Origin of the sequence: Candidatus Blochmanniella vafra str. BVAF (genome assembly GCF_000185985.2) — a bacterium.
Classification (GTDB): Bacteria; Pseudomonadota; Gammaproteobacteria; order Enterobacterales; family Enterobacteriaceae; genus Blochmanniella; species Blochmanniella vafra.
In genome coordinates this window covers 368,881-386,864 of record NC_014909.2, presented here as the reverse complement: position 1 = coordinate 386,864, position 17,984 = coordinate 368,881, and the positions used below count along the sequence as shown (strand labels likewise).

The 17,984-nt window shown below is 26.5% G+C and carries 15 protein-coding genes; 1 reads left to right on the top strand and 14 read right to left on the bottom strand.

The features are described 5' to 3' along the window. Nucleotides 1-15: 15 nt before the first annotated feature. From ybgF to sdhC, 14 genes are all read right to left on the bottom strand, one after another. Nucleotides 16-747, bottom strand: a complete 732-nt coding sequence (gene ybgF, locus BVAF_RS01695) for a tol-pal system protein YbgF (RefSeq protein ID WP_013516661.1) — start codon at nt 745-747, stop codon at nt 16-18. A 43-nt stretch (nt 748-790) separates the two neighbouring features. Then, nucleotides 791-1,318, bottom strand: coding sequence for a peptidoglycan-associated lipoprotein Pal (gene pal / locus BVAF_RS01690; protein ID WP_013516660.1), 528 nt, complete (start codon nt 1,316-1,318; stop codon nt 791-793). 115 nt (nt 1,319-1,433) lie between these two features. Further along, complete coding sequence (gene tolB / locus BVAF_RS01685) at nt 1,434-2,816, bottom strand: Tol-Pal system beta propeller repeat protein TolB (protein ID WP_013516659.1); 1,383 nt, start codon at nt 2,814-2,816, stop codon at nt 1,434-1,436. Nucleotides 2,817-2,965: 149 nt separating this feature from the next. Next, complete coding sequence (tolA, locus tag BVAF_RS01680; protein ID WP_236608335.1) at nt 2,966-4,063, bottom strand: cell envelope integrity protein TolA; 1,098 nt, start codon at nt 4,061-4,063, stop codon at nt 2,966-2,968. A 97-nt stretch (nt 4,064-4,160) separates the two neighbouring features. Next, nucleotides 4,161-4,496, bottom strand: coding sequence for a biopolymer transporter ExbD (locus BVAF_RS01675; protein ID WP_236608334.1), 336 nt, complete (start codon nt 4,494-4,496; stop codon nt 4,161-4,163). Between the two features lie 52 nt (nt 4,497-4,548). After that, on the bottom strand, nt 4,549-5,319 hold the full coding sequence (gene tolQ / locus BVAF_RS01670) for a protein TolQ (protein WP_013516656.1): 771 nt from the start codon (nt 5,317-5,319) through the stop codon (nt 4,549-4,551). Between the two features lie 102 nt (nt 5,320-5,421). Beyond that, nucleotides 5,422-6,315, bottom strand: a complete 894-nt coding sequence (gene sucD / locus BVAF_RS01665) for a succinate--CoA ligase subunit alpha (protein WP_013516655.1) — start codon at nt 6,313-6,315, stop codon at nt 5,422-5,424. 2 nt (nt 6,316-6,317) lie between these two features. Next, nucleotides 6,318-7,505: an ADP-forming succinate--CoA ligase subunit beta gene (sucC, locus tag BVAF_RS01660; protein WP_013516654.1), complete on the bottom strand. Its 1,188-nt coding sequence runs from the start codon at nt 7,503-7,505 to the stop codon at nt 6,318-6,320. 134 nt (nt 7,506-7,639) lie between these two features. Next, on the bottom strand, nt 7,640-8,959 hold the full coding sequence (gene odhB, locus BVAF_RS01655) for a 2-oxoglutarate dehydrogenase complex dihydrolipoyllysine-residue succinyltransferase (RefSeq protein ID WP_013516653.1): 1,320 nt from the start codon (nt 8,957-8,959) through the stop codon (nt 7,640-7,642). Nucleotides 8,960-8,978: 19 nt separating this feature from the next. Beyond that, nucleotides 8,979-11,882 (bottom strand): 2-oxoglutarate dehydrogenase E1 component, encoded by a 2,904-nt coding sequence (locus tag BVAF_RS01650; protein WP_013516652.1) that lies wholly within the window; start codon nt 11,880-11,882, stop codon nt 8,979-8,981. A gap of 126 nt (nt 11,883-12,008) precedes the next feature. Beyond that, a complete protein-coding gene (locus BVAF_RS01645; RefSeq protein WP_013516651.1) occupies nt 12,009-12,734 on the bottom strand; it encodes a succinate dehydrogenase iron-sulfur subunit in 726 nt (241 codons plus the stop codon). A gap of 11 nt (nt 12,735-12,745) precedes the next feature. Continuing rightward, nucleotides 12,746-14,551, bottom strand: coding sequence for a succinate dehydrogenase flavoprotein subunit (gene sdhA, locus BVAF_RS01640; RefSeq protein WP_013516650.1), 1,806 nt, complete (start codon nt 14,549-14,551; stop codon nt 12,746-12,748). Nucleotides 14,552-14,553: 2 nt separating this feature from the next. Beyond that, a complete protein-coding gene (sdhD, locus tag BVAF_RS01635; protein WP_013516649.1) occupies nt 14,554-14,907 on the bottom strand; it encodes a succinate dehydrogenase, hydrophobic membrane anchor protein in 354 nt (117 codons plus the stop codon). Further along, nucleotides 14,907-15,293, bottom strand: coding sequence for a succinate dehydrogenase, cytochrome b556 subunit (sdhC, locus tag BVAF_RS01630; RefSeq protein ID WP_013516648.1), 387 nt, complete (start codon nt 15,291-15,293; stop codon nt 14,907-14,909). Before sdhC ends, sdhD begins: the two co-directional genes overlap by 1 nt. A 2,166-nt stretch (nt 15,294-17,459) precedes the next feature. Between sdhC and fldA the strand changes: the two genes are divergently transcribed. Continuing rightward, entirely contained in the window at nt 17,460-17,975 is a 516-nt protein-coding gene (gene fldA, locus BVAF_RS01625) for a flavodoxin FldA (protein WP_013516647.1), read from the top strand. Nucleotides 17,976-17,984 lie beyond the last annotated feature (9 nt).

The following is a 17,984-nucleotide window of genomic DNA, read 5'->3' as shown; positions in this document are numbered from 1 at the left end:
AATATAAACAACTTGTTATTTATTTTTTAAATATGTTAATTGTTTTTGTGCATGTTTAGCAGCGTTACTGTTAGGATATAATTTCCCTAATTGTTTATATATTGTTTTAGATTTGTCTATTTGATTGGTTTCTTGCATAATTATTCCTATTTTTAACAATGCATCAGGTGCTTTTGAAGATTTGGGATAATTTTTTACAACTAGTGCAAAATGATAGGAAGCATTATTTTTATCATTTTGATTATAATACAATTGTCCTAACCAATAATGTGCATTTGGCTGGTAATTAGATTGAGGATAATTTTTTATAAAATCCTGAAATGTTTGAATAGCTCGATCATATTGTTTCTTTTCTAAAACTAATGATACTGCTAATTTATAATCAGCATCTTCTATATTATTTAAAAATTGTTGTTTTTTATTAATGACATTTGTATTTGAACGTGATTTTTCGCATATTTTTTCATAATTCTCTATTGTGTTATTAGTATTCCTCATACTTTGAATGCAATGTTGAGTATCCTGAATACAACTGCGTAATGTATCGATATCTTGTTGATTTTCTAATAATTGTTGTTGTAATTGAATTAAACACTGGCTGTGGGCATCTAATACTCGGTTTAATTCTTTAATTTTTTGATCTAAATTAATTTTGGAGCATATTTTTTTTGCATGAGCAACATGAATATAATTATCTAAAGATGTTGTATTTGAAATAACACCAGTACTTATTGCATAAAAAATCAACAAAAAAATAAGATAAATTTTATTATATGATATATATATATTGTTAATATAATAACACTCCTCGTCTGTTTTGAGAATATGATTCCTCAGTATGTCCAAAAGAAACAGGTTTTTCTTTTCCATAAGAAATAGTACTAATTTGATTAGATAATACTCCTTTGCTTTGTAAATACTTTTTTATCGAATAGGCTCGACGTTCTCCTAGTCCAATATTATATTCCGGAGTACCTCGTTCATCTGTATGTCCTTCTATTATAATGTGATGTAATGGATTTTTTCGTAAAAAAATAGCATGTACATCTAAAATGTCAAAAAAAACAGATGGAATATTATATTGATCTAAAGGAAAATAAATTATATTTTTAGATTGTAAATGTTGTCTATTTAATTTATTAGGTTGATTGATAATATTGTCAATACTATTTGTATCTAATTTATTTAAATAATCTATATTATCGACATGTTTCTCATAATCCTTAGATATGTGTGTGCAAGATGTATATAAAAACATTATGATACTTATTCCAAGTCTATATATATACGTAATGAAAGTAGATTGACTAATTTTCATATAAATACCTAATAATCTCTTAATAGTGTTTTGGGTTTTTATATAAATACTGATATTGAATTAAAATCTTTATATACAAATTAAATACATATTCCATTTGTTATTATATATAGTTTTATTTTTTAGGGCAAGTCCATGATGATGATGACCAAACAGGAAATCTTAAACTTCCTGATGCACCTTTTAAATTAGCTTTAAAGTGACCGTCAACAGATATTAATTCTAACACAGATTTTTCATTATTTTCATCATTATCGTGAATGATAGAAACAGATGTTGATTTTTTTAAAATAGAACTATATATAATCATAATTTCGTTAGGAGCTATACTAGGTGTATCTGCTAAAAACGAGCGTTTAGTTAAAATTTCTTCCTTTTCAGTTAATAAATCTAGCTTAGATATATTTTGTTGCCCCTTGTACCTGTTAACCATAATTATAAAATTTCCATCAGAACTAATGTTTGGTTTTTGATTACTTCCAGGAAGCCAAGATATTCTTTGATTATCAATAATGTTATTGATGTTAATTTTATATATCTGAGGAATACCTCCTTGATCAGAAGTATATGCTAAATTTGTATTATCAGGAAACCAACTAGGTTCTGTATTATTATGTCTATTTGAGGTTATTTGACAAATCTTTCCAGATGATAAATACATGACATATAAATTTAAACTACCTGTTTTTGATGAACTAAATGCCAATTTTTCCCCATCCGGAGAAAATGCTGGAGCTCCATTGTGATTAGGAAATTTAATAATATGGTTAATTAGTCCAGTACCCAAGGTTTGTACTACAAGTTCTGAATGCCCGGAGGAAAAAGCAACATAAGCAATTTTTTTTCCATCTGGAGTCCAAGCAGGAGACATTAATGGTTCTGCTGATCGGCAAATAGATATTTGATTATATCCATCATAATCAGCAACATATAATTCGTAAGGATATTTAGTATTATGTATGTATGAGACGTATGCAATACGAGTACAAAATGCCCCTTTTATTCCAGTTAATTTTTCAAAAATTTCATTACTTATAGTATGAGCAGCGCAACGTGTATATTTTTTTTTTATTAAGTATTGATTTTCTAAAATTATTAATGCAGGATTACTAGAAGTATCTATTAATTGGTACGTAATAAGATAATTATCATTACAGTCTATATTAATTGATCCTAATACAATTGTATTAATACCTAATTTTTTCCAAAACATTGGTACAATATCAGAAAGTTTAGAAGGTTGATGCGGTAAAAATGAAATAGGTAAAGTATTGAATTTTCCGCTATTACGTAAATCAGCAGCAATAATAGATCCGATATTTTCTATATTATTATTATTATTTAATATATTATTATGTTTCATGTAGGTAGTTGAAAAAGGCACTACAGCAATAGGATAAGCAGTATTTACTCCATGTGTAATTTCAATTTTCATATCCGAAATTGCAGAGAACGATGTACTTAACAAAATAGATAATAGAAAAAATTTTTGATACATTATCGTAATGAAGTTGAAGTTTATTTATTATTAGTTTGTATATTTAATATAGCAATTATATATATTTTGATAAAGACATTTTTTAACGTTATTTAAATAGATAAATATTATTTTTAATAATATATTAGATTTATGAATTATATTATTGATTATGGAGTAAAACTTAAAATTATATTTTTAAAAACATTGTAAACATACACATTTGGTGGTTTAGGAAAATTTGCTAATTGCACTGCAATTGTCGCTGCTTTGGATAACATCCAATCTCCAGAAATAGAAGTTACTGATATTACTTTACCGTTAGGATCTAACTGAATTTTTAGATCACATTTCTTTCCAGAATAATCGGTAACATTATAGAATTTTTGCTGAATAGATTGAATGATTAAGTTTTTATATAAATTGATTTCATTGTTTCTAATTTCAACTGCATTATTTTTTTTTATAAAAAGTGATTGAAAATTTTTATTATTTTGGATGTATTTATCATTACTAATCAGTATATTATTTAATAATATTTCTAATTTGTTTGAATCAGAAGAATGAATGTTAGTATTATGTAATGGAGGATGTGCTAGCAATTTTTTTGCTGTAGTTGAACGTTGTTTTTTCAACGCTGGGGTAGGATGGAGAGATTGTTTTTCTGATGAAGCGATATTAGAAGAAGTGTTTGTAATTTTGAATCGATCTGATTGTTCTGAACGTTGTTTTTTCAACGCTGGGGTAGGATGGAGAGATTGTTTTTCTGATGAAGCGATATTAGAAGAAGTGTTTGTAATTTTGAATCGATCTGATTGTTCTGAACGTTGTTTTTTCAACGCTGGGGTAGGATGGAGAGATTGTTTTTCTGATGAAGCGATATTAGAAGAAGTGTTTGTAATTTTGAATCGATCTGATTGTTCTGAACGTTGTTTTTTCAACGCTGGGGTAGGATGGAGAGATTGTTTTTCTGATGAAGCGATATTAGAAGAAGTGTTTGTAATTTTGAATCGATCTGATTGTTCTGAACGTTGTTTTTTCAACGCTGGGGTAGGATGGAGAGATTGTTTTTCTGATGAAGCGATATTAGAAGAAGTGTTTGTAATTTTGAATCGATCTGATTGTTCTGAACGTTGACGAGGATGATGATTAATTACTTGATTATCATTTTCTTTGTCAGAAAAAATTTTAAAAATAAAGGAAGGGGTATCTTTTTTTTTAAAAAAAGATACCCAATTAAATAGTACCAGACAAATAATTATATGCATTATTATCGAAATAAAAATAGCATACTTAATATTTGTATAATATTTTTTTGTAAGGTTAGAATTATGTATTATCATAAATATATTACATTAACATTTTTTAATTAATCGGATTAGTCATCATTCCTATGGAATAAATTCCGCTGGTACTTAATAAATTGAATATATGAATTATTTCACTATAATTGATAATTGATGCAGCAGCTATTAAACATATTACATCTGGTTTTGTTTGAACAATATTATTTATTTCTGATGATAATTTAGATGCATTAATATTATTAATATGTTTATTGTTATAAATAAAATTATATAATCCTTCTTTCAAAATTTCTATAGTTATTGCATATTTATTATCCTCAGTGATACTTACCGCCTTGGTACTGTGTGGAAGATTAACTTGAAATCCTTGTATTAATTGAAATGGTATCATCATAAAAATAATCAGTAAAATTAATAATATATCTAAAAATGGTACGATATTAATTTCAGATTGAATCTGAAATCTTTGGTTCTTTTTTTGTTGCTGATATAACAACATATTTATTGTCCTTATTGACTGTGGTAGAAGTAGAATTAGTGCTAAAAAGAACTTGCCGATATAATATAGCAATGAATTCTTCTATAAAATTATTGTAACTCTGACTAAGAGTATTAATTTGAATTGTCAAGTAATTAAAAGCCATAACAGCTGGAATTGCTACAAACAGACCTATTGCTGTGGAAATTAATGCTTCAGCTACTCCAGGAGCAATAAGTTGTATATGAGTCCCTCCCGTATGCTCGGTAGTTATTTTTCCTAATTCTAAAAAAACATGTATTATTCCTAATACAGTACCAAATAATCCAATATATGGACTAATAGATCCAATTATTCCAATTAAAGGAACATTCTTTTCTAACATCTCTAATTCAATATTCATTATATTATGCATAACGCACAATGTTCTATTAGTTACTACTTCAGGTAAATGATTTTTTATATGATATAATTTAGAAAATTCCTTAAAACCTACAAAAAAAATACGTTCAGAGCTATTCAATCGATTTCTCCTATTTGATATTTCTTTATATAAATTTGATAGTTCTATTCCAGCCCAAAATCTATCTTCAAATAATTTTAATTTACGCTGTTCTTTTTTTAAGATAAAAATACGATTAAAAATTATGCTCCAAGATATAATAGAAAATATAATTAATAACAGTGTAGTAAATTGAACTAGCATATTGGTTTTAAAAAACAAGTCAAATATATTCATACCGATTATTATTATTAGATAAATAAACTCTCCTTTACTTTAATTTGAGTTCTATGAAATGCTTGTATAAATCTAAAAGTTAATAGATTTTAAATCTTTTCATTAATCTTTAATGACTTGATATTTTATTAAAATTTCTTTAGCCATTTTCCCGATGTTTACAAAATTTTCAGCAATATATACGCCAGCCTCAGATAAAGCCGTATATTTTTCATATACATTAGTTCCTTTTCCTGAAATAATAGCTCCAGCATGGCCCATACGCTTCCCTTTAGGAGCTGTTGATCCTGCTATATATGCTATAATTGGTTTCGTCATATATTTTTTTATATAAGTCGCAGCTTGTTCTTCAGATTTACCTCCAATCTCCCCAATCATAATTATTAATTTAGTTTGAGTATCCTGTTCAAATAATTTCAAAATATCAGTAAAATTGGATCCTAATATTGGATCTCCTCCAATGCCAACACAAGTTGATTGTCCTAACCCAGAATCTGTTATTTGTTTTACTACTTCATAAGTTAAAGTACCTGATCTAGATATAACTCCAACATTACCAGGATTATGAATATAATCAGGCATAATTCCAATTTTACATTGTTTTGGAGTAATGACACCAGGACAATTTGGGCCAATCATAATACATGTATTTTGTCTTTGTAATTGTTGTTTAATTATTAACATATCTAATATTGGAATACCTTCTGTAATACAAACTATTAAATGTATTTTAGAGTATATAGCTTCTAAAATGGCGTCTTTACAAAAAGGAGCTGGTACATAAATAACAGAAGCAGTAGCATGAGTTTGTTGTATTGCTTCATAAACAGTATTAAATACTGGAAGTCCAAGATGAATAGATCCTCCTTTCCCAGGAGTCACTCCACCAACTATTTTTGTTCCATAAGATAATGCTTGTTTAGAATGAAAACTAGCTTTTTTTCCGGTAAAACCTTGACAAATGACTTTAGTATTTCGGTTTATTAAAATTGACATATTTATTTTACTAACTCTATAGTGTGATGCACTGCATCTAATAAATTATTAACAACAAATATATTTAATTTACTATTTATTAATTTTTTATGACCTAAAATAGCATTATTACCTTCTAATCGTATCACAACAGGAACATGATTATTGATATTTTTAGTTAAAACAGCAATAATTCCATCCGCAACTAAATCACAACACACAATACCACCAAAAATATTAACAAATACTGCTTTTACCGATGTTTTTTTTAAAATCATGGTAAATGCAGACATGAGAGAATCCATGTCTGTATCACCACCTATATCTAAAAAATTAGCTGGTTCCCCACCTAATGATTTTATTAAATCCATAGTAGCCATTGCTAAACCAGCTCCATTTACCATACATCCTATGTTTCCATGTAAAGAAACATAATTAATTGAAAGATCTTGAGAAAGAGGAACTAATTTATTATTTAAATTGTTTGTTGAGTGTTTATTTAAACATAAACTTAACAAATTAGGTTGTCTAAAAAACGAATTACTATCGACACTAACTTTAGCATCTAAACAAAGTAAGTTATGGTTATTATCAATAATAAATGGATTAATTTCTACTAAAGTTAAATCATTTTCTAGAAACATTCGAACAATATCAATATAAATTTGAACAAATTTATTAATTTCTATCCCTTTTAAATTTAATTTATCTGCTAATATACGACCTTGATATGGATATGCTCCAACCATGGGATCTATTGAGATCTTAAAAATTAAATCAGGTGATTTATTTATTGTATTTTCAATATCAATCCCTCCTTTCACAGAAACTATACATAAAATTTGAGATGAATCTCTATCAATGAATAGACTGAAATAAAATTCATTAATAAATTTGATTGCTGGTTCTACTAAGATATAATTTACAACATCTCCTTTTTTAGATGTTTGGTCAGTAATTAGTCGATTGCCAAGCCAATGGGTAGCAAAAGAATATATATCTTCTAATGAATTTGCAACTTTAACTCCTCCAGCTTTTCCTCGTCCTCCTGAATGTATTTGGCATTTTACTATCCATGGAGGTCCATCCATAATCACAGATGATGTGCAATGTTTAATTTCTGAGATATCAGAAAAAATCCAATTTTTCAAAATAGGTATTTTAAATTTCCTAAATAATTTTTTTGCTTGATATTCGTATAGATTAGTCATATATAATTAACCATGATACGGAAAAATATTACATATATTTTGTTTAAATAATATCACCATAAAACATACATAAATTCTCTTCGTGTATTGTAATAAATTGCAATATAGCAATAAAATTTATTTATTACATGTTCTTAAATATCTAATAATAATCGAGTTGGATCTTCTATTAATTCTTTTATCGTTTTTAAAAAACTTACTGAATCTTTACCGTCTATTAATCTATGATCGTATGATAATGCTAAGTACATCATAGGTAAAATTATTACTTGCCCATTTATAGCCATTGGTCGTTCTGTAATGGTATGCATTCCAAGAATAGCACTTTGGGGAGGATTAATGATAGGCGTAGACATTAAAGAGCCAAAAATCCCTCCATTGGTAATAGTGAAATTTCCTCCAGTTAATTCTTCCAACGTTAATTTTCCTTTTCGACTTTTTTCAGATAAAAATTTAATTTGCTTTTCAATATTCGAGATACTTAATTTATTTACATTTCTTAATACTGGAGTAACCAATCCACGTTCTGTAGAAACTGCAATACTTATATCAAAATAAGTATGATATACTATATCATCCCCATCAATACAAGCGTTAATTTCAGGAAAACGTCTTAAGCCTTCTAATACTGATTTTATAAAAAATGACATAAATCCTAATTTAGTACCATGTCGTTCTATGAATAATTTATTATATTTATTACGTAAAGATATAATAGATTGCATGTTTACTTCATTAAATGTAGTGAGCATAGCCGTAGAATTAGTGACATATAATAAACGTTCTGCAATCTTTTTTCGTAAACGATTCATCGAAATTCGAGTATCTTTTCTATTACCAGAAACATCACTAATATTATTGTCTTGAATATTAATATTTATATTGGCATCAGGATCGGTAATATTGTTGCTTTGTGCTAATTTTGTCTTTATGTATGTTTCTATATCTTGCCTAGTGATACGTCCTTTTATGCCTGTTCCTTTTATTTCTTTTATATTGAGATTATATTCAGTAATTAATTTTTTAATAGAAGGGCTTAAGTTTTTTAGTAAAAAAGTAGTGCTATTATTCTCTTGTTTAATTTGGGCACATTTTTGATCAGAAGAAGTATAATTAAAATTCAGAGCTATATTTTGGTTATTATAGTCTTTATTAGAAATGAGTGGATTTAATTTAGATTCTTTCATAGCAACTATATTTTTATTCAATTTTAAACGAGCTAAGATTTGCCCAGCTCTAACAATAGACCCTTCCTTTTCCAATATCATTTCTAATGTTCCATTTTGAGACGCTGGAATTTCTAACATAATTTTATCTGTTTCAATTTCAAGTAAGATTTCATCTTGTTGAATTTTATCTCCCTCTTTTTTATGCCATACAGCAACAGTAGCATCTTCAACAGATTCAGGTAAATTAGGCACTAAAATTTCTAAACTATTACTACTATCAATCATGTTTTATCCTTTTTATTATTCATATTATACTTCTTATCGCAGTATTAATTATTTTTTTTTGTTGTGCTTGATGTATAGCAAAATACCCCGAAGCAGGGGAAGCTGATGCATCTCGTCCTACATAATGTAGTGTAATATTCATATTTAATTTTGTAATACACTTACAAAAACAACGTTGTATATAATACCAAGCTCCTTGATTTTCTGGCTCTTCTTGACACCAAATAAAATTTTTTACATGACTATACGATTGATTTATAATTTTTATTATATCAGAATAAGGAAAGGGATATAATTGCTCAATACGTATTATAGCTATAGTATATAAACGCTCTTTATCCCGACTACTTAATAAATCATAGTATACCTTTCCAGTACACATAATTACCTTATTTATTTGATTCAAGATACAACAATTATTCGTTTCTTTAAAAATTGTATTAAAGGAGCCATATGTTAAATCCTCTATTGAAGAAGTTGCCATTGCATTTCTTAATAAGGATTTTGGAGATATAATAATTAATGGTATTTGTATAGAATTTTTCATTTGTTGATGTAATACATGATAGATTTGAGCTGGGGTAGAAGGAACACAAAGTCTAATATTATTTTCAGCACATAATTGTAAATATCTTTCTATACGACAAGAAGAATGTTCTGGTCCTTGTCCTTCATACCCATGAGGTAGTAACATCACTAATCCACACGATTGATTCCATTTTTGTTTCCCAGAACTAATAAATTGGTCAATAACTACTTGAGCTCCGTTAGAGAAATCTCCAAATTGAGCTTCCCAGATTACTAAAGTATTTTTTGAAGAAATAATAGAATATCCATATTCAAATGCTAAGGCTGATTCTTCAGATAATACTGAATCCCAAATTAAAAATGATCCTTGTTTTTTTTGAATATTCATTAATGGAATGTACTTTGAGCCATGAGTTTGGTCATATATTATTGCGTGTCTATGAAAAAACGTGCCTCGCGCTACATCTTCGCCTGATAACCTAATAGAATAACCTTCCTTTAATAATACAGCATATGCTAAAATTTCAGCTCCTCCCCAATCGAACAACCTTTTTCCTAACGCCATCTCAATTCGTTCAGCGTAAATTTTTTTTACTCTTTCATGAAGTAAAAAATTCGGTGGAATATTGCTAATACAATACGCTAAATCTTGTAAATATTTTTTACTTATTTGCTTCAAAACAAAATAATCTGTTTTTTGATTAAGATCATTATGATCATTAGGATGATATGTAGATCGAACGTTAGTAGGATTCCAATTTTCAATCATACAGTGTTGTTTATGTTCTAATTTGGAACGATATACTTGAATCATATCTTGGATTTTATCCATATCTATTATTTTATTTTTATGCAAAAATTGAGCATAAATATCAACAACCTTTAAGTGGTTATGAATTTTTTGATACATTACAGGTTGGGTGACACTAGGTTCATCTGCTTCATTATGTCCATGTCTACGATAACAAACTAAATCAATCACTATATCTTTGTTAAATTTTTTTCTAAAATTTAATGCAAATCTAGTGACAAATATAACTGCATTTACATCATCAGCATTTATATGCACAATAGGAGCTTGTATCATCTTTGCTATATCAGTACAATATGAAGTAGATCTAAGATCATAAATATTAGACGTAGTAAACCCAATTTGGTTATTAATTACAATATGGACTGTTCCTCCTATTCCATAAGCTCGGGTATTAGCCATATTAAATGATTCTTGGACTACTCCTTGAGCGCTAATAGCAGCATCTCCATGTATTACAATCGGCAATACCGTATTATTTTGTAATTTTAAATTAATATTTTTAATAGATTGAGATATAGTGCGATAATTTAATTGATCTATTCTCGATCGTGCTGCTCCCATTACCACTGGGGTAACAATTTCTAAATGCGATGGATTAAATAATAAAAATAAACTTACGTTGTGTTTGTTAATAACAATATCTGAGTATAAACCTTGATGATATTTTACATCTCCACTTTGATTATTCGACAAATTCTTCCCATAAAATTCATCAATTAAATCTTGAAGAGTTTTGCCCAAAACATTAACCAATACATTCAATCGGCCTCTATGAGCCATTCCAAGAAATATTTCTTTAATTTCATGTTTGAAAGCGGAATAACGTATTATCTCCTTTAACATAGGGATTAACACATCTCCTCCTTCTAACGAAAATCGTTTTGCCCCAGGAAATTTTATTCCTAAATAATGTTCTAATTTATCTGCAGCAATAATTTCTTTAAGAAATTGTTGCTGATCTGCATTATTTAAATCCTCAGATATATTTGTGATAGATTCAATTTGTTTTTGAATCCAAAAAACTATAGTAGAATCTAGAATATGCATATATTCAAAACCAATAGTTCTGCAATAAATTTTTTTAAAAAATTGATGTATGTCTTCTATCGTCATAAATCCTTTTGAAATTCCTAAAAGATTAGTGTCATACAATCGATATAAATCTTCATTTTCAAATTTATAATATTCTAATTCCAAAAAATTACTTTTATTTTTATTTACAGATAATCCTAATGGATCTAATTTTGCATATTGATGTCCATATATTCTAAAAGAATTAATTAATTTTAATATTTTTTCTACAACTACAATGATATTATTATTTGATTTTGTTGATTTTGAGATTTGATTTTTTTTATATTTAGTATATTCTCCTGGTATTTTGTTTAGTTTTACATCTGAAGAACGTTGATCCTGCTCGTATTGTGTTTCAAAAATCCATTTTTGAAACACATTTCTCCAATCAGAATCAACAGAGCTAGGATCTTTTAAAAAGATTTCATAAATCTGATTAATATACGATTGATTATTTCTAGTCAAAAAAGAAGAATTCATCTGCTTTTCTAATATATCACGATACATTATAAAGTCCTATTTTTAATAAGTATATTCAAACGAATATACACTAATTTTATAAATAATTTGTTATCTGTCATAATATTTTATATGTATGTGCATTAACCACATACGGACTTAGATTTGAAATTATTATTTAATAATGTTTTTAACTAACATTCTTTTAATTTTGCCTATAGCTTGAGCTGGGTTTAATTTTTTTGGGCATACACTAACGCAATTCATAATATTATGACATCTAAAAACACTAAAAGAATCTTGTAACTCTTTTAATCGTTCTTTACTGTGAGTATCCCTAGTATCCACTAAAAACCGATATAATGTTAATAACCCAGCAGGGCCAATAAATTTATCTGAATTCCACCAAAACGAAGGACAAGAACTAGAACAACATGCGCACAATATACATTCATAAGACCCATCTAATTTAGCTCTATCTTCTGGAGATTGCAAATATTCATGAGATGGTTTATTAATATCCTTATTAATTAAATAGGGATTTATTTTTTGATATTGTAAGTAAAATTGACTCATATCTACTACTAAATCTCGAATTACTGGAAACCCAGGTAATGGTCTAATAATAATCTTTTTTTGTGGATTCCTATTGATTAACTCCGTCAATGATGTAATACACGCAAGGTTATTTGTACCATTTATATTCATTCCGTCTGATCCGCATACCCCTTCTCGGCAAGATCTCCGAAATGTTAAAGTAGGATCATGTTCTTTTAATTGAATTAAAGCATCTAGCAGTGTCATTCTATATATATTTATAAGATTAATTTGAAATTCTTGCATATAAGGAACTTTATTAAGTTCAGGACAAAACCGATAAATTGAAAATTTTATTTTCATATTTTTCTATTTTAATATAAACGAGCTTTGGGTAAAAAAGCGGGCCGAAATTTTGGCTGCATATTTACGTTTCTACGAATCATAATATTATTTTTCGGTAAAAATAATGTATGGCATAACCAATTTTTATCATCTCTAAAAGGAAAATCATATCTACTATGTGCTCCTCTGCTTTCTTTTCTAAAAAGAGCAGATATTGCAGTGGCATACGCAATTTCTAATAAATTTTCTAGTTCCAAACATTCAATACGTTGAGTATTGAATTGTTGAGTTTTATCTTGTAAAGTAACATTACTTAATCTTTCTTTCATTTCTTTTAATTCTTCTAATCCCCTTAACATTGTTTTTTCTTCTCGAAAAACTGAAAAATTATTTTGCATGCACCATTGTAAATCTTTTCTTATTTTTTCAGGACTTTCTTTATTTGATCCTAACTGAGTATCACTATTCCATTTAATATAACGAGACAAAGATTTTTCTATATCGGAAGCAGTAGCATTTCTGGCAGGTGGCCATTCTTCCTCTAAAATATATTTATGTATACATAATCCTGTAGCATGACCAAATACTATTAAATCTAGTAAAGAATTTCCCCCTAATCTATTAGCACCATGTACTGATACGCAAGCAGTTTCTCCAACTGCAAACAAACCTGGAACTATTCTATCGTATTTTTCTTTTTCATTATTGATAGTAATTACTTGTCCATGAATGGTCGTCGGAATACCTCCCATCATATAATGGCACGTTGGAAAAACTGGAATTAATTCTTTTACAGGATCAATATTAGCAAAAGTACGAACTAATTCTAAAATTCCTGGTAAACGTAATTCCAATAATTCTTTACCTAAATGATCTAATTTTAATTTAACATGAGGTCCATAATATATATCCGAATAACCCCTGCCTTCTCGAATTTCAATAATAATTGCTCTAGATACTACATCTCGTCCGGCTAAATCTTTAGCATTAGGAGCATATCGCTCCATAAATTTTTCCCCATTAATGTTTAATAAATATCCACCTTCTCCTCTACATCCTTCACTCACTAAAATGCCAATACCAGCTATCCCAGTAGGATGAAATTGCCACATTTCCATATCTTGAACAGGAATTTCAGCTCGTAATGCCATTCCAATTCCATCTCCTGTATTGATATACGCATTAGTAGTAGATTGATAAATTCGGCCAGCTCCTCCAGTTGCAATAACGGTGGCTCGAGCTTTGAAATATATTAATTCTCCAGTTTCAATAGAAAAAGCAACACAACCAAGTACTCTTCCATCTTGATTTTTCACTAAATCCAACGCATACCATTCTGAAAATATAATAGTTTTATTTTTTAAATTCTGTTGATATAACGTATGGAGCAACGCATGTCCGGTTCTATCAGCAGAAGATGCAGTTCGAGCAGCTTGTTTTTTCCCATAAAACAAGGTTTGACCCCCAAAGGGTCTCTGATAAATACGTCCATTTTTTAATCTAGAAAATGGTAATCCCATACGTTCTAATTCTATAATAGCTTGTGGTCCTGTTTTACACATATATTCGATAGCATTTTGATCTCCTATGTAATCAGATCCCTTTACTGTATCATACATATGCCATTCCCAATTATCTTCATGTTGGTTGCCAAGAGCTACAGTAATACCTCCTTGAGCAGATACTGTATGTGATCGAGTTGGAAATACCTTAGAAATTAAAGCACAAGAAAATCCCAATTGAGAAATATATAACGCAACACGCATGCCAGCTCCTCCAGCACCTATAATAACAGAAAAAAATTCTTTTACTGGTAAATTATTATAATTTACCATGCTTATACTCCCCAAATAATTACTATTCCTGATAATAAGTATGTATATATTACAATACCAATTAATTTCATTCCTAATCTTTTAAATTGAACTGATTTTATATAATCTTCTAATACGTGTCTTATTCCAATCCAGGTATGCTGTAAAACAAAAAATAAGATTATTATACTAAACAGTCGAATTTTATTACTATAAAAAAAACTACGCCATTGTTCATAAGATACATTATGATTAAAACACATGAAATTTAGTATATACAATATATATAATATCATTAACATGGCTGAGAATCGTACTATTAACCATTCATAGACTCCATGTTTTTTTAATAAATTTAATTTTTTTATAAATACCATTATAGAAATAGTTCAATATAAATAAATAAAGAAATTACCAATATAAACACAATGATTGCACTAATTTTTCCTACTAATAACGTTTGTTTAAGGAATCCAAAATCCATTAACATTTGTCGTATTCCAAAAATTATATGATAACTCAGTGCTATAGTCACACTCCATTTTACAAATAAAAACAGATAATTATTTATTAATAACAAATTGCTAATTTTATAAAAATTATCTTCAGAATGTAAAGATTTTCTTAATACCCATAATATTGGGCCAATCATTATAAATAAAAAAATTCCGGAAATTCTATGAAGAATTGAAGCTATTGCAGTAATAGGAAATTTTATAGTTTTTATATCTAGTTGTATAAATTTTAAATTATTGTTTAACATGTACGCTCTTTTTGTTTACGTAATTATATGAATATTCTTAGAATCTTAACAATTATTAGTATAATTTATTTAATAATTATTTAATAATATTAAATTCAATTAGTTACATAATAACATTATTTTAAATTTAAAATATTATTTTTACATACAAAATAATTTATAATGGGAAAATTATAGCAAATAATTAAATTATATGTCATGCGATGTTTTGCATATTATTAAAAGATTAATAATTCTAGTAACAAATTTTATATTTAATTTTTAATAAAATAACACTGATGACAAGATCTTAATAAAAATATAATTAAATAACAATATACTACTTATCAAAAAATCAATATATATCTGATTAAATAAAAAAAATAACTAGTTTCCATTTTGAAATAGGCTTATATGTAATGCGTTTTAATAGAGTAATTGTATTAATAATATTGTGTTTTATTTAACAAATAGAACATTTGTATTATATATGCTATTTAAAATTTTTATATTTTGCATGTACTGAATATTAATAAGCAATTATCAATCTAATATTTTATTGATTTTTATATTTTATATACAATATATTTTTTATAAAAATTTTACTTATTTTTTTATGTAATACTTTAATAAATTAGGATATAACTACCATATTATTTATGTATAATAATTTTGCTATAGTGCGCTTATATAGCATTTTAAACATGAACTTTAAAAGACATTAATATAAATCCATGTCAATTGTATCGGACTTAAAGTGTTAAGGATTTACTTTGATATAAAATAGTAAATTAAATGAAAAGATAACAAAAATCTTATATATTAATTATAAATTATTTTAAAAACGTCATAATAATACATATTTTGTTTTTGATAATTAATAAATTAAATTCAATTAATACCTTACCTAATATAGGTGTTTTTTAAGCTTTAGTTTAACAATTTATATGAAAATCAGGATATTTGGTTATTTTATGTGTATGAAAGGCACAATAAACATAATAACATAATTCTGAAGATTTATATATCTGATATTTTATATTTTTTGAAGTTATGCAGTATACTTTTTTGTTTTTAAAAAACATAATTTATTAATGAAAGTATGAAATTTTAACTTTTTCAAACTATATCAATTAAATTTAAAGTTTCAAAAATGAACTATATTTAATTTTTTATCTGAAGAGTAATAATAAAAAAATATTGTAATTATTATAGCAGTAGTTTGTCACTTACAAATTACTTCAATAATATTAAATAAATTCAATTGTAATTTATAATGATCCAAAAGCAATAACCGAAATCAAAAAGTAGAATATATTTATTATGTTTTACATTATTACAATAATAAAACTGAGTATTAATATTGCTAATATAAATTGAAAATATTAATTAATAATACAGTTATTACAGACACGTTCCCATAAGATGAAACGTATTATTATATTAAATATTTCTTACATAAATATAGAATAACTAATTTAAAAAGATTTTGTATTAATATATCTTATTACATACTTCTTTTATGTTACTAATATTAAATACTTTATATATTTTTCTATTATTCTTGTTGCAAAATTAAGAGATAATATTGATATTTACTTTTTTTTGATTGAGTGAATTAATATAACATTATATAATATATAATATAATGTTAAATAAATAAAAGATAAAAATTGTACATAGTAATTAATTATATAATTGTAAGTACATAATCACGTTACATTAATTAATTAATAATATATAACATATTGTTAAAGTTATTGGTTTTATTGCTTTTTTAATATGTAAATTATAGATTTTTATGTCATTATGTTATAATAAAAAATTTATCGATAATAGTAAGTATTAATTTTTATTACCCCCAATTTTTATACGTATATCAAATAAGATATACCTCTATTTTCAGAGAGGAGATAAATTGCTAATTTTATATGATTTACTTTTTATTTAAATAAGATACAAAATTAATGATAATTAAGATATGGGTGTTTTATGGGTACATAAATACATTCTCCCAGTATTATATAATATATCAACTTTTATTTAAATTGAGTATAAATACAGTATTGGGAGTACGTAATCTATATTAAATAATTTAAAATAAATAACTAATAATATAAAAAATATCTAAAAGTGATATTTAAATATAATATAAAAATTTGGTAATTAATGATATAAGGTTTAATTATGAAAAAATCAGTAGGTATTTTTTTTGGCAGTGATACGGGTAATACTGAAAAACTTGCTAAAATGATTCAAACAAAAATAGGAAAAAATTTATCAGATATTTTTGATATTGCTGAAAGCTCTAAAGAAGATATAGAAACCTATGATAAGTTAATATTTGGTATTCCTACTTGGTATTACGGGGAGCCTCAATGTGATTGGGATTCTTTTTTACCTATATTTAAAAATATAAATTTTTATGATAAAAAAGTAGCAATTTTTGGATGCGGAGATCAAGAAGATTATTCAGAGTATTTTTGTGATGCTATGAGCATTTTATATAAAATTGTGTTAAAGAATGGAGCAAAGGTAATCGGTTTATGGCCTAGTTCTGGGTATTATTTTGATATGTCAAAAAGCATTATTAATAATGATCAATTTGTTGGTTTGGCAATAGATGAAGATAGGCAACCAGATATGACGGAATTGAGAGTAAAAAATTGGGTTAATAAAATATGTGTAGAAATGAACATATAAATAGTTTTT

Excerpts from the sequence above, each read along its gene's own strand:
- sdhA (WP_013516650.1), bottom strand. The coding sequence starts at position 14,551 with ATGGTAAATTATAATAATTTACCAGTAAAAGAATTTTTTTCTGTTATT.
- pal (WP_013516660.1), bottom strand. The coding sequence starts at position 1,318 with ATGAAAATTAGTCAATCTACTTTCATTACGTATATATATAGACTTGGA.
- tolA (WP_236608335.1), bottom strand. The coding sequence starts at position 4,063 with ATGCATATAATTATTTGTCTGGTACTATTTAATTGGGTATCTTTTTTT.
- tolB (WP_013516659.1), bottom strand. The coding sequence starts at position 2,816 with ATGTATCAAAAATTTTTTCTATTATCTATTTTGTTAAGTACATCGTTC.
- sdhC (WP_013516648.1), bottom strand. The coding sequence starts at position 15,293 with ATGTTAAACAATAATTTAAAATTTATACAACTAGATATAAAAACTATA.
- sucD (WP_013516655.1), bottom strand. The coding sequence starts at position 6,315 with ATGTCAATTTTAATAAACCGAAATACTAAAGTCATTTGTCAAGGTTTT.
- sdhD (WP_013516649.1), bottom strand. The coding sequence starts at position 14,907 with ATGGTATTTATAAAAAAATTAAATTTATTAAAAAAACATGGAGTCTAT.
- BVAF_RS01645 (WP_013516651.1), bottom strand. The coding sequence starts at position 12,734 with ATGAAAATAAAATTTTCAATTTATCGGTTTTGTCCTGAACTTAATAAA.
- fldA (WP_013516647.1), top strand. The coding sequence starts at position 17,460 with ATGAAAAAATCAGTAGGTATTTTTTTTGGCAGTGATACGGGTAATACT.
- tolQ (WP_013516656.1), bottom strand. The coding sequence starts at position 5,319 with ATGAATATATTTGACTTGTTTTTTAAAACCAATATGCTAGTTCAATTT.
- BVAF_RS01650 (WP_013516652.1), bottom strand. The coding sequence starts at position 11,882 with ATGTATCGTGATATATTAGAAAAGCAGATGAATTCTTCTTTTTTGACT.
- odhB (WP_013516653.1), bottom strand. The coding sequence starts at position 8,959 with ATGATTGATAGTAGTAATAGTTTAGAAATTTTAGTGCCTAATTTACCT.
- BVAF_RS01675 (WP_236608334.1), bottom strand. The coding sequence starts at position 4,496 with ATGATGATACCATTTCAATTAATACAAGGATTTCAAGTTAATCTTCCA.
- sucC (WP_013516654.1), bottom strand. The coding sequence starts at position 7,505 with ATGACTAATCTATACGAATATCAAGCAAAAAAATTATTTAGGAAATTT.